Here is a 19,002-nt window from a genome sequence, read left to right as displayed (position 1 = left end):
TCCTCGGCAGGATCAGGGAGCGGCATGCTTGTAGGTCTTCTCGCCCGCCTGGATGGCCAGGTCGAGGCGATTCTCGGCTGGCGGCAACGGGCACGTCGCGAACGGCGTGAACGCGCACGGCGGGTTGTACGCCTGATTGAAATCCAGCAGCACCGTACCGCCGACGCCCGGCTTGGGCACGTCGAGGAAACGCCCCGCCGGATAACTGCCGTGCCCGCTGGTGCGGTCGGCGAACACCAGGAACAGGGTCTCGGCACCTTCGTCCAGGGCTTCGATGCGGTAGGTCTTGCCGTCGCGCTCGAACTCGATCGCGCCCGGGTTCGGCACCGGATCGGTCGTGCCGATGATGTTGGCGATCTCCAGGGTCTTGCCCGGCGGGTTGGCGACGAAGCGACCCTGCACGCGCCAGTCCGCACTCGCCGGCCAGTACTCCAGGCCGCGGAAGCCGGTGCGGGTGGCCGCATCGGCATGCTTCACGCGCAGCGCGTAGCGGTTGCCGCGCTTGATAACCGTGGCGATGCCCTTGCCCTCGTCGAACGTGAGCACGCTGGGGCCGGTTTGCGCGTCGTCTGCGCGCAGGATGACCTCGCCCTTCAGCGGTTCGCCGTCCAGCAGCACCGGCGTACCGGACTCCGGCACGAAACGCAGCCGACCGCCGTTGCCAAGCTCGATCATGCCGAAATGCGCCGGCCCCACCGCGAGCTGGATGCCGTTACCGGCAGAGGAGCCGATGTAATGCGCACCGGGCTCGATCCAGTGCAGGCCGACCAGGCTGGTCCAGCCGTCGGGACGGGTCAGGTCGGCGACGCGCTGCTGCCGCCAGAGTTCCAGTTCGCGGTCGAAGGCGGCCTGCGCGGCCTGCTTCTGTTCGGTGGATGCAGCCTCCTCGCCCTGCTTGCCGCATGCAGTGGCCGCGCACAGCATGGCCAGCAGCAACGCCCCCTTCGCATATGCAGTCATTCAACGTCCTCGCAGGAACCAGCGGTCCATTTCGGGCAGCGTGAAGCGTGCCCATGTCGGACGCCCATGATTGCATTGCCCGGAACGTTCCGTCGCTTCCATTTCGCGCAACAGGGCGTTCATCTCGGGCAAGGTGAGACGGCGGTTCGCACGCACGGCGCCATGGCAGGCCATGGTGGCGAGGAGTTCGTCGCGGGCCGCGGCGACGCGCCGCGATTCGCCGTGCTCGCGCAAATCGGCCAGCACGTCGCGCAGCAGCGCCTCGACGTCGCCATGGGCCAGCAATGCGGGCACGCTGCGCAGGGTCAGCGACTGCGGGCCGCTGCGCGTGACCTCGAACCCCAGTGCCGCCAGCGTCGCGGCTTCGCGCTCGGCGACCTCGGCCTCCCGCTCGGAGACCGCCAGCGAAGCGGGCACGAGCAGCGGTTGTGCGCGCAGACCCTCGCCATCATGCGCGGCCTTGAGCTTCTCGTAGCCGATCCGCTCGTGTGCGGCGTGCATGTCCACCACGATCAGGCCTTCGGCGCTCTCGGCCAGGATGTAAATGCCATGCAGCTGCGCGATGGCGTAGCCGAGTGGCGGCAGCGTGGCATCTCCGCTGGAGGGCAACGGTGCCGGCGAGTACATCGGCTGCGGTGTCGCCATCGCCGGGCCGACCGACGTTGCGCCGTACAGCGCCGCGTAGCCCGCACGGGCCTCGGCAACCTGCATCGGCAGCGGTGCCTGCGAGGCACGGTCGAAATAGGAGTACGTGGGCTGTGCAGCCGAACCGCCGCCCATGGCGGACGATTCGGCAGCGTGGGCAACCGCGACGCCCGGCACTTGGCCCGCACGCGTTTCCGCCAGCGCATCCTGCAGCGTGCGGTACACGAAGTCGTGGATCAGGCGCGCGTCGCGGAAGCGCACTTCGTGCTTGGCCGGATGCACGTTGACGTCGACGCGGCGCGGATCCAGCTCCAGGAACAGCACGTAGGCCGGTTGCCGCCCATGGAACAGCACGTCGGCATACGCCTGCTTGATGGCGTGCGCGATGCTGCGGTCGCGCACCGCACGACCGTTGACGTAGAGGTACTGCTGGTCGGCACTGGCCCGGTTATAGGCCGGCTGGCCGATCCAGCCGTGCAGCCGCAGGCCTGCGCCGGCGTGCTCGACCCGCAGCGCATTGCGCGCGAACTCCTCGCCGAGGGCCTCGTGCAGGCGCACTTCGGAGAGGAGATCGCCCTCGCCTTTCCACCGGCGCGACGGCTTGCCGTTGTGCGAGACGCGCAGCTCGACGTCAGGACGCGCGAGCGCGAGCTGGCGCAGCCATTCCTCGATGTGCCCCAGCTCGGTGCGCTCGGCTTTCAGGAACTTGCGGCGCGCGGGCACGTTGAAGAACAGGTCGCGCACCTCGACCGTGGTGCCCTGCGGATGCGGACGCGGCACGACCTGGCCGACGCGGCCGCCGTCCACTTCTAGCGTCGCCGCATGCTCGTTGCCGATGCGGCGTGAGGTGAGCGCGAAGCGGCTGACCGACGCGATGGAAGGCAGCGCCTCGCCGCGGAACCCCAGTGTGGCGACCCCCTCCAGGTCGTCCAGCGAGGCGATCTTGCTGGTGGCGTGACGGGAGATCGCCAGCGGCAGTTCCTCGGCGGCGATGCCCTGCCCGTCGTCGCGGATGCGGATCAGGCGGACTCCGCCTTCCTCCAGGTCGATGTCGATGCGGCGGGCGCCGGCGTCGAGCGCGTTCTCGACCAGTTCCTTGACCACGGACGCCGGTCGCTCGATGACCTCGCCGGCGGCAATCTGGTTGATGAGGGTGTCGGGGAGTTGGCGGATCGTCACGGCCAGGGCGACGCGTTGCGCATCGTCGGAAGGATCGGCGGTGATGATAGCCGACGCGGCCTGCGGCCGGTGGCGGCAGACAGGTGGATCAGAGGCTGCCGCCGCCTGCGCCCGCTTCCGCGTACTGCGCGTCGGCGCGCGCCGCATACAGCGTGCCCGGGGGCGGCTGGCGGGTGAAATACGTGTTGACCCCATCGAGCACCGCACGCGCCAGGTTGCGCTGGTGCGCGGGATCGATCAGGCGACGTTCTTCTTCCGGGTTTGAGATGAACGCCGTTTCCACCAGCATCGCCGGCATGTCGGACGTGCGCAGCACCGCGAAGTTGGCGCGCTCGATGTGCGGCTTGTGATTGGCACCCACGCGCTTGAGGCCGTCCAGCACGTGGCCGGCCGCGTCCTCGGACGCGCGCATGTGGCCGCTCTGGGTGAGATCCAGCAGCACCGAGGCCAGCGTGTTGCTGGTCTGTTCCAGACGCACGCCACCGATCAGGTCCGACGCGTTTTCCTTGTCGGCCAGCCAGCGCGCACGTTGCGACGACGCGCCCTTCAGCGACAGCACGTACACCGACGACCCGCGCGCGGCGCGGTTCTCGGCGGCGTCGGCGTGGATCGAGATGAACATGTCGGCCTTCGCCTGGCGCGCCAGTTGTGCGCGCCGCGGCAGCGGGATGAAGACATCGGTATCGCGGGTCAGGTAGGCCTTGAGGCCCGGCGTGGCGTTGACCTGCCGCGCAAGCTCGCGCGCAATCGCCAGGGTCACATCCTTCTCGCGCTTGCCGGTCGGCCCGAGCGCGCCAGGGTCCTGCCCGCCATGGCCGGCGTCGATGGCGATGACCAGCGGACGCATGCCGCGGCCGCGCATGATGTCCTTCATGGTCTTCACCGGCGCCTGCGCGGCGTCGGGCGCGGCAGCCGGCGACGGCGGCGCGGTGGCGACCGTGTTCGCTGCGGTGGAGCCCGGCATCGGCGTGGGCACGCCGGTCGCGATGCGGGTGGGAACGCCGGTGGCGATGGTCGTGGCGACCGGCATCTTCGACGGTGTGGTCGTGGCGACGCCTGACGCCGGGCCGTTCGGAGTCGCAGCAGGGACGGGCGTCGAAGGCGTGGACGTCGCAGGCCCCGACGTCGACGACGCAGACGTCGCCGGAGGCGCAACATTCGTTGCGGCGGTCGCGGTGGGCGCCGGGTTGGCCGAGGCCGGGGCGGTCGCGGCATTGCGCGAGGCCACGATTTCGCTGATCAGCTTGGTCGTCGCCGCAGCGGAGGCGGCAGACGGGTCCACCTTCGGCTCGGTTGCGCTGGGGGCAGGAGCGGACGCGGAGGCAGCAACCGGCTCGGGAGCCACAGGCACCGGAGCGGCAACCTGCACAGCGACCGACGTCGAACCAGCGGTCGGCCCATCACCCGGCCACTCCAGCACCAGGCGCGGACCGTCAGCGCCCTGTTCGATTCGGGGCTTCAGTACCGCAACTGGCTGAGCCAGATCGAACACCACACGCGCGGTGCCGGGCGTCGGCTCGCCGGTACGCACGGACTTCACCACGCCGGTGGCGGCCGGCAAGCGAACGCCGCGCGCCAGGCTGGACGCCGGCATGTCGATGACCAACCGGTCCGGCCCCTTGAGGCTGATGACCTTGTATTCGGAGGTGCGATCGAGGGCGATCTCGGCGCGGGTGCCGGTGGCACCGGAGCTCAGCTGCAAGCCCTTGATTTCACTGGCGTGGGACAGGTTCCATGCAAGGGCCGCCAGCAGCGCGAGGCCGAGCAGACATTTCTGGACGGTGGCGGCCTTGACACGCATGGCCGGTAGTCAAGCACCGGCCTGATGAATTTGCAAGCACTTTTTCCTTACGAATCCGGCACCTGCCGGACTTTCCTGCGGTTCCGTTCAGGAGTCGGCTGCAACTCCGTGGGCGACCGTGAGGCGGTCTATCCACTCCGCCCCGATCCCACTGCCCGCTTCCAGCCGGGCCTGCCGCCCGCGCCCCTGCATGGACATGTGCACCGTCAGGTCCGCTGCCGGCAGATGCCCGGTCCCGCGTTCCGGCCACTCGACCAGCCACAGGCGCACTTCCGCGCCGTCCAGGCCGAGAAACTCCAGTTCGCCGGGGTCGGAGATGCGATAAAGGTCGAGGTGCCACGCCTCTCCGCCCTCGGCGAGCGGATATCGCTCGACCAGCGTGTAGGTGGGCGAACGGATCGCCCCCTGCACTCCCAGCGCGCGCAACAGCGCGCGCGCCAATGTCGACTTGCCCGCACCCAGGTCGCCGTGCAGATGCACCACCGCATGCGCGGGACGCGTATGCGCCAGCGCCGCGCCCAGTGCATCGGTCGCATCGGCATCGGGCAACCACCGATCACTCATCATGTCCGCTCCGGATTGACGAAATGACGCAGCCACGGCATCAGGTCGCTCGGCAGCAGGCCGCGCTCGCCGCCGTCATGCGCTGCGGCATCGCCAGCTGCACCGTGCAGCAACGCGCCGCAACCAGCCGCGTCGAACGCACTCATGCCTTGTGCCCGCAACGCTGCGATCACACCACTGAGCACGTCGCCCATGCCGCCTACCGCCATGCCCGGATTGCCTGCGACAATGACTCGAGGCGTTTCGTGCGCAACCGCAACGAGGCTGCCGGCGCCCTTCAAGACAACGACGCACGCATAGCGTTCGACCAGCGCACGTGCAGCACCGAAACGATCCGCCTGCACCTGCGCCGTGGAGATGCCGAGCAGGCGCGCGGCCTCGCCGGGATGCGGCGTGATCACCGTGTCCGCAGGCAACGCGAACGGCCGCGTCGCGAGCAGGTTCAACGCGTCCGCATCGAGCAGCAACGGCTTGCCGCTGGCGATCACGCGCTCGTACAGATGCTGACCCCACTCGTGCATGCCGAGGCCCGGCCCCAGCGCCACCGCATCGGCGCGATCCAGTGCGTCGTGCATCGCGCGGTCGTCGCCGACCTCGTGCACCATCGCCTCGGGCAAACGTGCGAGCAGCGGCGCGATGTGGCGTTCGCGCGTTACCACTTCGACGAGACCGGCGCCGCCGCGAAGCGCGGCCTGCGCGCAAAGCATGATCGCGCCGCCGCTGCCGTGCTCGCCGCCGACGCACAGCACACGGCCGTTGCGTCCCTTGTGACTGTCGCGCGGCCGCGGCGCCAGCCAGCGCGCAAGATCGACCGCCGACAGGCGCTGCGCATACGGCGCTGCCTGCTCGAAGTCGCGCGCAGTGACATCCAGCGAGGCGAGCGAAAGCGTTCCTGCGTGATCCAGTGCCGGGCCGGTCCGCAGGCCCGCCTTCGGCGCGACGAATTCCAGGGTGCGTGTGGCCAGTACGGCGGTACCGGGCGCGCTGCCGCGGTCCGCGTCGACACCGCTGGGCACATCGAGCGCGAGCACCGGCACTCGCGACGCATTGACCACCTCGATCAGTGCACGCGTCGATGCATCGGGCTCGCGCGACAGGCCGATGCCGAACAACGCATCGACGACCACGTCGCACGGCGGCAGCACTCCGTCGAACACGCGAACCTGCGCGCCGGCCGATTCCAGCTCCGCGGCGGCGCGCACCGCCAGCTCGCCGCGCGGTGCGTGTTCATCCAGCCGCACCACCGTCACGTGGCGTCCTGCTTCGTGTGCATGGCGCGCCAGCACATAGCCGTCGCCGCCGTTGTTGCCGGGACCGCACAGCACCACGATGCGCCCAGCCTGCGGCCAATGCGCCAGCACTTCCCGCCACGCGGCCTGGCCGGCCCGGCGCATCAGCTCGAACGGGTCGCCCAGGCGGCGCGCGGCGGCGACTTCGACACGGCGCAGCGCCGCCGCGTCGAACAGCGCTTCTGCAAACGGGGCGGCGGCGTGGGGCATCGCGCGATTCTATACTTGCAGGGCCGTGGAACCTTCCGCATCACCGCCGTTGCCCCCCGTCACCCCGCCCGACTACGCCGCGCTGGCGCAGCGCGTGCGCGAGCTGGCGCGCGAGTTCGGCTTCCAGCGCATCGGCATCACCGGTATCGAGCTCGGCCAGGATGAAGCGCATTTGCGCGACTGGCTGGCGCAGGGGCTGTACGGCTCCATGGAATGGATGGCGCGTCATGGCGATCTGCGCGCGCGGCCGCAGGAGCTGCATCCGGGCACGCTGCGGGTGATTTCCGTCGGCCTGGATTACGGGCGCGATCCGGACGAAGCCTGGGCCACGCTGGATGACGCGGAGCGCGCCTACGTCGCGCGTTACGCATTGGGCCGCGACTACCACAAGCTCATGCGCCAGCGCCTGCAGCGGCTCGCCGACCGTATCGCCGAGGAGGTCGGCCCCTTCGGCCATCGCGTGTTCGTGGACTCCGCGCCGGTACTGGAGCGCGCGCTGGCCCGCAATGCGGGACTGGGCTGGATCGGCAAGCACACCTGCCTGATCGACAAGGACGGCGGTTCGCTCTTCTTCCTGGGCGAGATCTACGTCGACCTGCCGCTGCCCAGCGACGAGCCGGCCACGCCGCATTGCGGCACCTGCCGGCGCTGCATCGACATCTGCCCCACGCAGGCGATCGTCGCGCCGTATCGCCTGGATGCGCGGCGCTGCATTTCGTATCTCACCATCGAGCACGAAGGCCCGATCCCCGAGGAACTGCGCGCGCCCATCGGCAACCGGATCTTCGGTTGCGACGACTGCCAGCTCATCTGTCCGTGGAACAAGTTCGCCCAACGCACGGACGAACCCGACTTCCGCACGCGCAATGACCTGGACAAGGCCACGCTGGTGCAGCTGTTCGGCTGGAGCGAGCAGGAATTCCTGCAGCGCACCGAAGGATCCGCGATCCGCAGAAGCGGTTACGAGCGTTGGCTGCGCAACATCGCCGTAGCATTGGGTAACGCGCCGCCGACGCCCGAAGTCATCGACGCGCTACGCGCGCGCCGCGAGACGGCGACACCATTGGTGCGTGAGCACATCGAATGGGCATTGCGGCGTCATCGCGCCGCGTAAACCTCGCGGAATAACGGACTGCCGTGCCGGCGCGGGCTAGCCGCGCAAGCGCTGCAACAGCTCGCGCGTGACCGGATCGTCCGCATCGGCCTGGCCGGCGAGCGCGGGTAACAGGCGGCTGGCGACCTGCTTGCCCAGCTCCACGCCGAACTGGTCGAACGCATTGATGCCCCACACCAGCGACTGCAGGTAGACGCTGTGCTCGTACAACGCCAGCAGCGCGCCGAACGAGTGCGGCGTGAGCGCATCGAGCAGGATCATGGTGCTTGGGCGGCCGCCCGCGTAGGCGCGGTGCGGATCGTCGCTCGATTGCCCGTTGGCGAATGCCTCGGTCTGCGCCAGCAGGTTCGCATGCAGGGCGCGATGGTTGTCGGCATACGGCGCATCGGCCCGGACCACGCCAATGAAATCGGCAGGCACGATGGACGTGCCCTGGTGCAGTGCCTGGAAGAAGCTGTGCTGCGTATCGGTGCCCGCACCGCCCCACCACACCGGCACGGTGTCCGCCTCGACCGGCGAGCCGTCGGTGCGCACCGACTTGCCCAGGCTCTCCATCACCAGTTGCTGCAGGTAGTTGGACAGCAGTTTCAAGCGCTCGTCGTAGGGCAGCACGGCCTGCGTTGCGTAGCCCAGGCCATTGCGGTTCCACACCGAGGTGAGCGCATGCCACGCGGCGAGGTTCTGCTTCAGCGGTGTGTTCAGGACGTGCGCGTCCATCTCGGCGGCGCCGGCGAGCATCTGTTCGAACGCGTCCATGCCGATTGCCAGCGCGATCGGGAACCCGACCGCCGACCACAGCGAATAACGTCCGCCCACCCAGTCCCACATCGGCAGGATGCGTTCGGCCGGGATCGCGAACGTCTTGGCGGCGCGCTCGACGTTGGCCGAAACCGCGTACAGCCGCTCCGTGCCGCCCAGCCAGTCGCGCAGGATCGCGCCGTTGAGCAGCGTCTCCTGCGTGCCGAAGGTCTTGGAGATCAGCACGGCGGCCGTGCGCGCGGGGTCGAGCCCGGCAAGCACGCGCTGCGCCGCATGGCCATCGACGTTGGAAAGGAAATGCACGCGCAGGCGACCCGGCCCGGGTCCGCTCAGCGCATCGACTGCAAGCCGCGGCCCGAGATCCGAACCACCGATCCCGACGCTGACGACGTCGGTGATGTCGCTGCCGGCCAGCACCTCGACGAGCTGGCGCATGCGCTTGCGGGCTTCCACTGCCTGCGTGTGTGCCTGCTTCGCGACCGGCGCATCCGACAGGTCGCTGCGCAGCGCGGTGTGCAGGACCGAGCGGCCTTCGGTGAGATTGATCTTTGCGCCGTCGAACAGCGCCTGCAGGCGTCCCGATACATCGACCGCCTCGGCGAGGGCGAACAGCGCGTCGAGCGCTTCGCGGTCGTAATGCTGGCGGGCGAAGTTCGCGTAGACCGGGCCGACGCGCAGCGCGAAATCGCGGGCGCGCGCCGGATCCTCGGCGATCAGCTTCTGCAGCGGGTGACGGGTCACACGCCCTGCCTGGGCGCGAAGTTGGCTCAGACTGGCGTGGTTGCTCATTCGTCGATCAGGCGGCCTGTGCGGGCATCGAACGGTTGGTGTGGGTCAGCGCGTTGTGGCGGTCCACGTAGACCAGCGTCGGCTTGTACTTCGCGGCCTCGGCCTCGTCGCACACGCCGTAGGCGCAGATGATCACCAGGTCGCCGGGCTGGGCGCAGTGCGCCGCGGCACCGTTGACCGAGATCACACCGCTGCCTTCCTCGCCGCGGATGGCGTAGGTTACGAAGCGCTGGCCGTTGTTGACGTTGTAGATGTGGATCTGCTCGTACTCACGGATGCCCGAGATGTCGAGCAGGCGGCCATCAATGGCGCAGGAGCCTTCGTAATGCAGCTCGGCGTGGGTGACGGTGGCGCGATGGATCTTGGCCTTGAGGACGTTCAGGTGCATGGATTCCGGCTCCGACCGCGGACGTGCGGGCGTGTGAGACGCCAAGTCTAGCAGCGCATGGCGCAGCGCAACATCCACGGGGCAGCCGGATTGGCGCCGGCCGTGGAACGGTTCAGATCACCGCCGGATACTCGCCGGGACGGCCCTTCAGGCGTCGAATTCGAGGTTGTCGATCAGGCGCGTCCGGCCCAGCCGGGCGGCGATCAGGGCCACCCGCGGGCCCGCATCGCCGTCAGCCGGCTCGGTCAGGTCGTGCCGGCGGACCACGGCGTAATCCGGCGCGAAGCCGTCCGCGACGAGTCGCTCGCGGGCCTCGCGCTCGACGGCTTCCCGTGGATGCCCTGCCCGGATGGCGTCAGCCATGACCTGCAGGCAGCGGTGGATGGCGGCGGCCTGGCTCCGCTCCTCCACAGAGAGATACTGGTTGCGCGAGCTCATCGCCAGCCCGTTCGTCTCGCGGACGATGTCAGCGCCCACGATCTCGATCGGGAACGCCAGGTCGCGGACCATGTAGCGGATCACCGCGAGCTGCTGGTAGTCCTTGCGGCCGAACATCGCCACATCCGGCTGCACCTGGTTGAACAGTCGCGACACCACGGTGGCGACACCATCGAAATGGCCGGGACGATGCGCGCCCTCCAGCACCTCCGTCACGCGCGGCACCTGCACTCGCACCGTCGCGTCCACGCCGTAGGGGTACATCGTCTCCACGGAAGGCAGCCACATCGCGTCGCAACCGGCGGCTTCCAGCCCGCGGGCATCTGCCTCCGGCGTGCGCGGGTAGTGGGCGAAATCCTCGTTCGGCCCGAACTGGGTCGGATTGACGAACACGCTGGCCACGACCCGGTCCGCCCGCGTGCGCGCCAGCCGCACCAGCGAGAAATGACCGTCGTGCAGATTGCCCATCGTCGGCACGAAAGCCACGCGCAGCCCGCCCCGCTTCCAGTCGCGCACGCGCTCACGCAGCGCTTCGAGTTCGTTGAGGATTTCGATCATGTTGGCGGTCGTTGTTGGACGCAGACTTGTTCGACGCAGATCAACGCAGATAACGCGGACAAAGCTCTAAAAGGTATTAGCGCCGATCACAGTGACTGCCGACCAGGATCGCAGTTCTTCGTCCGCGTCATCTGCGTGAATCAGAAAAGATTCGCCCGGGCGTCAGGCGTAGGAATGCTCGGCATCCGGAAAGCTGCCGTCGCGCACGGCTTTCGCGTACGCAGCGAAGGCGCCCGCGACGGAGCCGCCCTCGGCCAGGAAATCCTTTACGAAGCGCGGGCGGCGGTGACCGGAGTTCACGCCCAGCAGGTCGTGCAGAACCAGCACCTGGCCGTCGCACTGCGGCCCGGCGCCGATGCCGATGGTCGGGATGTGCAGATCGGCGGTGATGGCGGCCGCAACCGGGGTCGGCACGCATTCCAGCACCAGCATCGCCGCGCCGGCCTCCTGCACCGCGCGCGCGTCCTCGCGCAGGCGCGTCGCAGCAGCTTCATCACGGCCCTGAACCTTGTAGCCGCCCAGGCGCAGCACCGACTGTGGCGTGAGCCCGAGGTGCGCACAGACGGGAATCTCGCGTTCGACCAGAAAGCGGACGACGTCGAGCTTGTGGCCCGCACCTTCCAGCTTGACCATCGCCGCGCCCGCCTGCAGCAGCTGTGTGGCGGCGTCCAGCGCGCGCTCCGGCGTGGCGTCGGCCTGGAACGGCAGGTCGGCGATCAACAGTGCCTTGTCCAGACCGCGCGCCACGCAGGCGGTGTGGTACGCGATGTCCGCAATCGTGACCGGCAGCGTGCTGTCGTGGCCCTGCACAACCATGCCGAGCGAGTCGCCGATCAGCACCAGGTCGATGCCCACGTCGTCCATGGTCCGGGCAAAGCCGGCGTCGTAACAGGTCAGCATCACCAGCCTGCGGCCATCGCGCTTGGCTTCGGCCAGCGCCGGCACGGTCCAGGGTTTGTCGTGGGGGGTTCCGGTGTACATGGGCGGGGCGGCGCCGTGGCGGGGCGCTCAGTCCGGGTCGTGGGGGTCCGCATACGTTACCCCTTGGACCTCCGCCGGTGCCATCCTGGCCAATGCCTGACGCACGAGCCCGACGCGCGGGATCGACAGATCGGGTGCGATTTCCGCCAATGGCACCAGCACGAAGGCCCGCTCGTGCAGGCGTGGATGCGGCACATGCAGGCCCGGCTCGTCGATCACCTCAGCGCCGTACAGCAGCAGGTCGAGGTCGAGCGTACGCGGGCCCCAGCGATCGCTGCCGTCGGCGCGACGGTTGCGCCCAGCGTGGCGTTCGATGTCGAGCAGGTCGGACAGCAACTGGCGCGGCGTGCGCGAGGTGCGCAGCATCGCGACGGCATTGATGAAATCCGGCTGGTCGGTCACGCCCCAGGCCGCGGTGCGATAGAGGCGCGAGGCACGCTCGAGCTGCGTGCCGGGCAGCGTCCCCAGTGCCTCAAGCGCGCTGCGCAGCGTCGCGATGCTGTCGCCCAGATTGCTGCCCAGCCCGACGAAGGCGGTGACGCTGTCGCCGGCCGAACTCATTCGCCGCCAGCACCGGCCTTGCGGCGACGACGCCGGCGGCGGCGCGGCGCATCGCCTTCTTCCGAGGTTTCCGCCTCACGCTGCGAATCCAATTGCGCGGCAAGCGCATCGCCCGGCTTGGTCTGCGCCTCGCGCCAGAACGCGACGTCATCGGCGTGTTCGTCGGAGGCCGCCAGCCGCAGCGTGAGGAAATCGAACGCCGCACGGAAGCGCGGATGCGACAGTAGGCGGAACACGCGCTTGCGCTGGCGCTGCGAGAAACGCGTCTGCAGCAGCCAGATTTCCTGCATCGGCAGCGAAAAGCGACGCGGCAGCGCAATGGTTTCCAGCTGGTGCACGGTGACGCGATCCGCCGCGCGACGCTGCGCCTCGGCCGCATGCACGCCCTGCGCCTGGAGCGACATCAATGCGCGGCAATACGCAGGCCACAGCAGCAGGGCGAAAAGGAACGCCGGCGAGACCGGTTCGTCGTTGGCCACACGCGTGTCGGTGCCCTTCAGGCCTTCCAGCAGCATCCGGCGCAGGGCGCCGCTGCGGTTGGCCTTGAGTGCGGCGGCGGTCTCCGGCAACAGCACCGGCAGCAGGCCGTGCCGTTCCAGGCCGATGAAGCTCTGCACCGCATGGCCGGCCAGGAACAGCTTCAGGCATTCCTCGAACAGACGGGCAGGTGCGGCGTCGCGCAGCAACGGTGCCAATTGCGGAATCGGCGTTGCGGTTGCGGTCTCGATCTGGAAATCGAGCTTGGCCGCCAGCCGAACCGCGCGCAGCATGCGGACCGGATCCTCGCGGTAACGCGATTCCGGATCGCCGATCAGGCGCATCAGGCGGTTGCGCACGTCCTCGTATCCGCCGACGTAGTCGCGCACCGAGAAGTCTTCGATGGCGTAGTACAGCGCGTTGACGGTGAAGTCGCGACGGACCGCGTCTTCCTCGATGCTGCCGTACACGTTGTCGCGCAGCAGGCGCCCGCCCTCGTGCAGTTCGCGGTCGCCGCTGCCGTCGTCGCTGTTGGCGCGGAACGTCGCCACCTCGATGATCTCGCGGCCGTACACCACGTGCGCCAGGCGGAAGCGCCGGCCGATGAGGCGGCAGTTGCGGAACAGTCCCTTGACCTCGTCCGGAGTCGCGTTCGTGGCGACGTCGAAGTCCTTGGGGTGCCCGCCGATCAGCAGGTCGCGGACCGCGCCGCCGACCAGGTACGCGGCGAAGCCGCCTTCGCGCAGGCGGTAGAGCACGCGCAGGGCGTTGGGGCTGATGTCGCGGCGCGAAACGTTGTGCTGGTCGCGCGGGATGATCTGCAGTTGGGTATGGATATCGGGTTGCATCGAGCGGGCGTCGCCGCATTCCATGAATTCGATGGGGACCGTTGCCGCAGGCAACAGCGGCGCATATACTAGCAAGCCGCGTTGCGTTGAGAGCCGACGCGGGGTTTACGCACCATCAGCTCCCTTCGTCTAGAGGCCTAGGACGTGGCCCTCTCAAGGCTAAAACACGGGTTCGAATCCCGTAGGGAGCGCCAAATTCCACTTGCCCCGCCAGCGCAACAGCGCGGCGGGGCAAGTCGTTTCTGGGCCCGGCGCAGTCCATACGCGCTGCCTCGGCCCTCGAGTGCCGGGAGGTTGGATCAGCCCGGCCGGCCCGTTTGCCGAAACAGGCGCAGCTTGGGGCCCGCCTGCCCGAGTCGCTAAACTATTGCGATCACGCGCCCGCCCTTCTCCGCGCGCTCTTACGGAAGACCCTGCCATGCCCTTCGTCGTCACCGAGAACTGCATCAAGTGCAAGTACACCGACTGCGTCGAGGTGTGCCCGGTCGACTGCTTCCACGAGGGCCCGAACTTCCTGGTGATCGACCCGGACGAGTGCATCGACTGCACGCTGTGCGAGCCGGAGTGCCCGATCAACGCGATCTACCCGGAGGACGATGTTCCGGCGGGCCAGGAAGCCTTCGTCGCGCTCAATGCCGAGCTCTCCAAGGCCTGGCCGGTCATCACCACCCGCAAGGACGCGTTGCCCGATGCGAAGGAATGGGAAGGCAAGCCCGGCAAGCTGGACATGCTGGAGCGCTGAACCCCGGCATTCCGCAAGGAATACATCGGCCTCCATCCCGGACGGCCAAACGAAAACGGGCGCCCCAAGGCGCCCGTTTTGCGTTGAAGCCGTACGCTCAGCGCGCGCCAAGCGACTGGCGCAGCGCGTCGATCAGCTTCTTCGGCGCATCGCCCGTAGCAGGCAGGCCACGCGGGTCGACCGCGGAAATGTACGAACCCGCCTCGGTGCCGGCCACGCGCACCAGGAAGTTGCTGCCCTCGTAACTCACGTCGTACACGCCGAGCGCTTCGGCGCGAGTGGTGACGGTGAGGCCTTCGACGGTGGCGAGTGCCTCGCCCACCTTGGCGAACGCTTCCTCGCGGGCGGAAGGCACGGTGAAGCCGCCCGATGCCTGTCCCGACGCGACGGCATCGCGAGCGGCGGCCGACGGCACGTTCACCGCGGCGTCGGTGCGAGGCAGGTCGAGGTCCGGCGGAACCTCCAGCGGACGCATCTCCGGGCTCTGCGCGTACAGATCGTCGGTCTTGCGGAACCAGCTGCAGCCTGAGCCAAACACGATGCCGGCCAGCACCAGGGTGGCCACGACGGCACGGGACATCGGAACGTTGGAACGCATGTAAGTCTCCTGCAGGGGTTCAGGCCGCGACGGTTTCGTCGTGGCAGTCCAGTTCGAGTTGGGCGACCAAGCGGGCAATCTCCGCCACGGCGCCGGCATGTTCCGCCGACAGCGACAGCAGCGGCAGCCGCAGACCATGACCGATGCCCTGCCCGGCCAGCAATGCCTTGACCGGGATGGGATTGGGCTCGACGCCCAGGAAATCGTAGGCCGGGCGCATGCGCGCATCGAGCGCCTCGGCCGTATCGCGCTTGCCGCCACGCGCCAGGTCGGCGAGGCGACGGAAAGCACGCGGCAGCACGTTGGACGCCACCGAGATGACACCATCCGCACCGGCGAGCATCGCCCGGCACGCGGTCGGATCGTCGCCGCTGAGCACGGCGAAACCTTCGCCCTTGAACGCCAGCAGCGCCGTCATGCGTTCGGGCTCGCTGCGTGCTTCCTTGATGCCGACGATGCGCGGGTGCGGTGCGAGTTGCGCCACGGTCTCCGGCAGCAGGTCGCCGCCGGTGCGGCCCGGCACGTTGTACAGCACGATCGGCAGCGCGCCGTCCTCGGCGATGGCCGTGTAGTGCGCGACGAGGCCCGCCTGGGTCGGGCGCACGTACGGCGGCGTGACGATCAACGCGGCGTCGGCGCCCAGCGCACCGGCACGGCGCGTCTGCTCGATGGTCTTGGCGGTATTGGACAGGCCGGTGCCGGCCAGCACCGGAATGCGCCCGGCGATGTGCTCCACCGCGATGCGCAGCAGGGCGTCGTATTCGGCGTCGAACAGCGCGGCCGCTTCACCGGTGGAACCGGCCACCACGACGCCCTGGGTGCCGCCTTCCAGCTGCTGGTCGAGCAGGCGGCGCCAGGCGTCGAGATCGAGTTCGCCGGCCGCGTTGAACGGCGTCGCCAGCGCGGTGATGCTGCCGGAAAGTCGCAAGATGGTGGTTCCGAGGTCCGCGTTGCAGGATTCCCGCGCGGTGCGCAGGGCGTAAGGTCGGCGAAGATCGCCTGGAGATCGCGCAAGGATGTTACTTGCGGCCCGAAAGCGCGGGCAAGTATGCTGCCCGCCAGCACAGCCCCCTCACGGGCGACCATTCAGTATCCGAGCTGAAGCTCACCAGGACAGGCGCCGCCTTGACCGATCCCGCTTCCCGGCCGTCGCCGAACGAAAACCACCTCCTGATCAACGCCTACACGACGCATCCGGAGTCGCCGCTGCTATCGGTGACGCGCCGGATCGCCGATTCGGGCTGCAACCTGGTGGACGCGCGCCTAGCCACGGTCGGCCGAGACGTGTCGGTGACCACGCTGGCCGTGGGTTCGTGGGACGCGGTGGCCAAGCTGGAGGCCATGCTCACCCGGCTGGAGCGCGAGGAAGGCCTGAAACTGGTGTGGTATCGCACCGGTCCCAAGCAGGTGCAGTCGAACCTGCTGCCGTACGTGGTGGAAGTGGTGGCGGCCGACAAGGCCGGCATCCTGTTCCAGCTGGCCGACTTCTTCGACCGCCAGGGCATCACCATCGAAAGCCTGCACAGTTCGCGCTACCGCGCCATGCAGACCGGCGCGGAGATGTTCTCGGCGCAGATCACCATCGGGGTGCCGTCGAGCATGCACATCGCGGCGTTGCGCGACGACTTCCTGGAATTCTGCGACCACCTCAACCTCGACGCGATCATGGACCCGATGAAGTTCTGATCGTTGCAGCACGGCAGGCGTGCCTGCCCGGAACTAAGACGAAAATGCTCGACACCGGCGATCGAATCCCGAAAGACGTGTCCGACCTGCCCCTGGCGCTGTCCAGCGGCGAAACCGCTTCGCTGAAGGACTTCAAGGGCCAGTGGCTGGTGCTGTACTTCTATCCGAAGGACAGCACGCCGGGCTGCACCACCGAAGGCATCGACTTCAACGCGCTGCTGCCGAAGTTCAAGAAGCTCGGCGCCACCGTGCTGGGCGTCTCGCGCGATTCCATCAAGTCGCACCAGAACTTCTGCGCCAAACAGGGCTTCAGGTTCGAGCTGGTCAGCGATGCCGACGAATCGCTGTGCAACGCCTTCGGCGTGATCAAACCGAAGAAGCTGTACGGACGCGAATACGTCGGCGTGGAGCGCAGCACCTTCCTGATCGACCCGAAAGGTGTCATCGCCCGGTCTTGGCGACCGGTCAAGGTTCCGGGCCATGCCCAGGCCGTGCTCGACGAACTCAAGGCTGCCGCAACGCAGTGACCCCTTCCGCCCGCCCCTCGTCCTGCCGTCCCGCCCCGCGGGCCACGGCAGCGTCGCCGTGGGCGCGTGGCGCGACCCTTGCACCACCCAGCTGTAACCCGTACCTCACGCTCAACCCGCATCGGAGCATTCGATGACCAGAAGCAAGCGGATCTACGTGCTCGACACCAACGTCCTGATGCACGACCCGACCGCGCTGTTCAAATTCGAGGAACACGACGTCTTCCTGCCCATGCAGGTCATCGAGGAACTCGACAACGCGAAGAAAGGCACCTCAGAAGCCAGCCGCAACGCGCGCCAGGTCAGCCGCTTCCTCAACGAACTGATCGAGGCCACCGGCACCGACCAGATCTCCACCGGCATTCCGCTCACGCGTCCGCAGGGCCTGCAGCTGCGCGGCGCGCAGAGCATCGGCAAGCTGCGCTTCCAGACGCGCGACTTCGACGCGGGCAAGCGCTTCGGCGCGGTGATCCCCGACAACCACATCCTGGGTTCGATCCTCTCGCTGCGGGAAGCCGAGCCCGGCGTGCCGGTGGTGTTCATTTCCAAGGACATCAACCTGCGCATCAAGGCGTCGATCGCGGGGATCGTGTCGGAGGATTACGAGAACGACCGCGCACTCGACGACTTCAGCCTGCTGTACACCGGCGCGACCGCGCTGCCGGAGGACTTCTGGCAGCGCTATGGCAAGGACCTCAAGTCGTGGACCGAGAAGGGCCGCACCTTCTACGAGATCTCGCGTCGCGAGGACGACGACTTCCATCCCAACCAGTTCCTGTACCTGCCGGGTGACGAGGAGTCCGAACTGAAGGTCGCACGCACCAGCGACTCGAAGGTGGTGCTGCAGATCGTCGATGACTACCGTCATCACCAGCATGCGGTGTGGGGTATCGCCGCGCGCAACCGCGAGCAGAACTTCGCGCTCAATGCGCTGATGGACCCGGAGATCGACTTCGTCACGCTGCTCGGCACCGCCGGCACCGGCAAGACCCTGCTCGCGCTGGCCGCTGGCCTGGCGCAGACCATGGACCAGCAACGCTATCGCGAGATCATCATGACGCGCGCGACGGTGAGCGTCGGCGAAGACATCGGCTTTTTGCCCGGCACCGAAGAGGAAAAGATGACGCCGTGGATGGGCGCGCTGACCGACAACCTGGAAGTGCTGACGCACAACCAGGACGGCGGCAGCTGGGGCCGCGCCGCGACCAACGACCTGCTGGCCAGCCGCATCAAGATCCGCTCGCTCAACTTCATGCGCGGCCGCACGTTCCTCAATCGCTGGCTGATCCTCGACGAGGCGCAGAACCTCACGCCCAAGCAGATGAAGACGCTGATCACCCGCGCAGGCCCGGGCACCAAGATCGTGTGCCTGGGCAACGTGGAGCAGATCGACACGCCGTACCTGACCGAGACGACGTCCGGACTGACGTATGCGGTCGACCGGTTCAAGAACTGGGAACACAGCGCGCACGTGACGCTGCGTCGTGGCGAGCGTTCGCGGTTGGCGGATTACGCGTCGGAAGTGCTTTGAGGCGGTTGCAGTAGAGAATCGCTGAGGGCCAGGAGCGGAATCCCCCCTACCCCTCTTTTTCAAAGGGGGGAACTTGCTCGTCAACTTGCTGTTGCTCTGGGAGGCGATCCCCCTGCCCCCCTTTTCAAAAGGGGGGAATTTGCTCGTCGACTTGCTGTTGCTATGGCAGGCAATCCTCCTCTCCGCTTTTTGAAGGAGGAACCTTTGCTCGCCCAGACGCTCCCGCCCCCTCCTTTGGAAAAGGAGGGTTGGGGAGGATTCGCTTGCCGCCCCGGATCGCTCCTTTGCACCACGTTGCCCAGGCCGGCGAAGATGACTGCTGATCCGGCCACTGCCGGTGACGTCGCGAGGGGCTTT

17 protein-coding genes, 1 tRNA gene and 1 pseudogene are annotated in these 19,002 nt (G+C 68.2%); 6 read left to right on the top strand and 13 right to left on the bottom strand.

The genetic code is table 11. The features are described 5' to 3' along the window. Window positions 1-12: 12 nt before the first annotated feature. The 5 genes from VFE83_RS04925 to VFE83_RS04905 all read right to left on the bottom strand — a co-directional run bounded on the left by VFE83_RS04925 (window position 13) and on the right by VFE83_RS04905 (window position 6,648). Window positions 13-960, bottom strand: coding sequence for a DUF1684 domain-containing protein (locus VFE83_RS04925; RefSeq protein ID WP_324903772.1), 948 nt, complete (start codon window positions 958-960; stop codon window positions 13-15). Further along, a complete protein-coding gene (mutL, locus tag VFE83_RS04920; protein ID WP_324903771.1) occupies window positions 961-2,784 on the bottom strand; it encodes a DNA mismatch repair endonuclease MutL in 1,824 nt (607 codons plus the stop codon). A gap of 88 nt (window positions 2,785-2,872) precedes the next feature. Next, a complete protein-coding gene (locus tag VFE83_RS04915) occupies window positions 2,873-4,585 on the bottom strand; it encodes an N-acetylmuramoyl-L-alanine amidase (protein WP_324903770.1) in 1,713 nt (570 codons plus the stop codon). An 87-nt stretch (window positions 4,586-4,672) separates the two neighbouring features. Next, window positions 4,673-5,149 carry a tRNA (adenosine(37)-N6)-threonylcarbamoyltransferase complex ATPase subunit type 1 TsaE gene (tsaE, locus tag VFE83_RS04910; protein WP_324903769.1) on the bottom strand — a complete coding sequence of 159 codons (477 nt, stop codon included), beginning with the start codon at window positions 5,147-5,149 and terminating at the stop codon, window positions 4,673-4,675. Then, window positions 5,149-6,648: an NAD(P)H-hydrate dehydratase gene (locus VFE83_RS04905; protein ID WP_324903768.1), complete on the bottom strand. Its 1,500-nt coding sequence runs from the start codon at window positions 6,646-6,648 to the stop codon at window positions 5,149-5,151. The genes tsaE and VFE83_RS04905 overlap by 1 nt, the downstream gene beginning before the upstream one ends. A gap of 49 nt (window positions 6,649-6,697) precedes the next feature. Between VFE83_RS04905 and queG the strand changes: the two genes are divergently transcribed. After that, complete coding sequence (gene queG, locus VFE83_RS04900) at window positions 6,698-7,762, top strand: tRNA epoxyqueuosine(34) reductase QueG (RefSeq protein ID WP_324903767.1); 1,065 nt, start codon at window positions 6,698-6,700, stop codon at window positions 7,760-7,762. Window positions 7,763-7,798: 36 nt separating this feature from the next. On the opposite strand, the gene pgi is transcribed toward queG, so the two are convergent. The 6 genes and pseudogenes from pgi to pcnB all read right to left on the bottom strand — a co-directional run. After that, window positions 7,799-9,310, bottom strand: a complete 1,512-nt coding sequence (gene pgi / locus VFE83_RS04895; RefSeq protein ID WP_324903766.1) for a glucose-6-phosphate isomerase — start codon at window positions 9,308-9,310, stop codon at window positions 7,799-7,801. Between the two features lie 7 nt (window positions 9,311-9,317). Then, the gene (panD, locus tag VFE83_RS04890; protein ID WP_324903765.1) at window positions 9,318-9,698 is read right to left on the bottom strand and encodes an aspartate 1-decarboxylase; all 381 of its coding nucleotides are present in this window, start codon (window positions 9,696-9,698) and stop codon (window positions 9,318-9,320) included. 147 nt (window positions 9,699-9,845) lie between these two features. Further along, a complete protein-coding gene (gene panC, locus VFE83_RS04885; protein ID WP_324903764.1) occupies window positions 9,846-10,694 on the bottom strand; it encodes a pantoate--beta-alanine ligase in 849 nt (282 codons plus the stop codon). A gap of 162 nt (window positions 10,695-10,856) precedes the next feature. Beyond that, window positions 10,857-11,675: a 3-methyl-2-oxobutanoate hydroxymethyltransferase gene (gene panB / locus VFE83_RS04880; protein ID WP_324903763.1), complete on the bottom strand. Its 819-nt coding sequence runs from the start codon at window positions 11,673-11,675 to the stop codon at window positions 10,857-10,859. A gap of 27 nt (window positions 11,676-11,702) precedes the next feature. Then, on the bottom strand, window positions 11,703-12,236 hold the full coding sequence (gene folK, locus VFE83_RS04875) for a 2-amino-4-hydroxy-6-hydroxymethyldihydropteridine diphosphokinase (protein WP_324903762.1): 534 nt from the start codon (window positions 12,234-12,236) through the stop codon (window positions 11,703-11,705). After that, window positions 12,233-13,537: pseudogene (gene pcnB / locus VFE83_RS04870) on the bottom strand (polynucleotide adenylyltransferase PcnB); the annotation flags it as partial. The gene folK and the pseudogene pcnB, both read right to left, overlap by 4 nt. A gap of 142 nt (window positions 13,538-13,679) precedes the next feature. Between pcnB and VFE83_RS04865 the strand changes: the two are divergent. Together VFE83_RS04865 and fdxA are read left to right on the top strand one after the other, a co-directional pair. Beyond that, window positions 13,680-13,755, top strand: a tRNA-Glu gene (locus tag VFE83_RS04865). A gap of 224 nt (window positions 13,756-13,979) precedes the next feature. Next, entirely contained in the window at window positions 13,980-14,303 is a 324-nt protein-coding gene (fdxA, locus tag VFE83_RS04860) for a ferredoxin FdxA (protein WP_324903760.1), read from the top strand. Between the two features lie 97 nt (window positions 14,304-14,400). Here fdxA and VFE83_RS04855 read toward each other — a convergent pair whose 3' ends face one another. Then, window positions 14,401-14,901 (bottom strand): hypothetical protein, encoded by a 501-nt coding sequence (locus VFE83_RS04855; protein ID WP_324903759.1) that lies wholly within the window; start codon window positions 14,899-14,901, stop codon window positions 14,401-14,403. Window positions 14,902-14,920: 19 nt separating this feature from the next. Next, entirely contained in the window at window positions 14,921-15,829 is a 909-nt protein-coding gene (gene dapA / locus VFE83_RS04850) for a 4-hydroxy-tetrahydrodipicolinate synthase (protein ID WP_324903758.1), read from the bottom strand. A 197-nt stretch (window positions 15,830-16,026) separates the two neighbouring features. Here dapA and VFE83_RS04845 point away from each other — a divergent pair, with 197 nt between their 5' ends. The 3 genes from VFE83_RS04845 (at window position 16,027) to VFE83_RS04835 (ending at window position 18,645) form a co-directional block, all read left to right on the top strand. Beyond that, complete coding sequence (locus VFE83_RS04845; protein WP_324903757.1) at window positions 16,027-16,587, top strand: glycine cleavage system protein R; 561 nt, start codon at window positions 16,027-16,029, stop codon at window positions 16,585-16,587. 44 nt (window positions 16,588-16,631) lie between these two features. Then, window positions 16,632-17,114 (top strand): peroxiredoxin, encoded by a 483-nt coding sequence (locus VFE83_RS04840; protein WP_324903756.1) that lies wholly within the window; start codon window positions 16,632-16,634, stop codon window positions 17,112-17,114. Between the two features lie 133 nt (window positions 17,115-17,247). After that, window positions 17,248-18,645: a PhoH family protein gene (locus VFE83_RS04835; protein ID WP_324903755.1), complete on the top strand. Its 1,398-nt coding sequence runs from the start codon at window positions 17,248-17,250 to the stop codon at window positions 18,643-18,645. Window positions 18,646-19,002: the final 357 nt, after the last annotated feature.

It is taken from the genome of Lysobacter sp. (assembly GCF_035655815.1).
Classification (GTDB): domain Bacteria; phylum Pseudomonadota; class Gammaproteobacteria; order Xanthomonadales; family Xanthomonadaceae; genus Lysobacter_J.
Note: the sequence above shows the minus strand (reverse complement) of the source record. Positions and strands in the feature narration are given on the sequence as shown.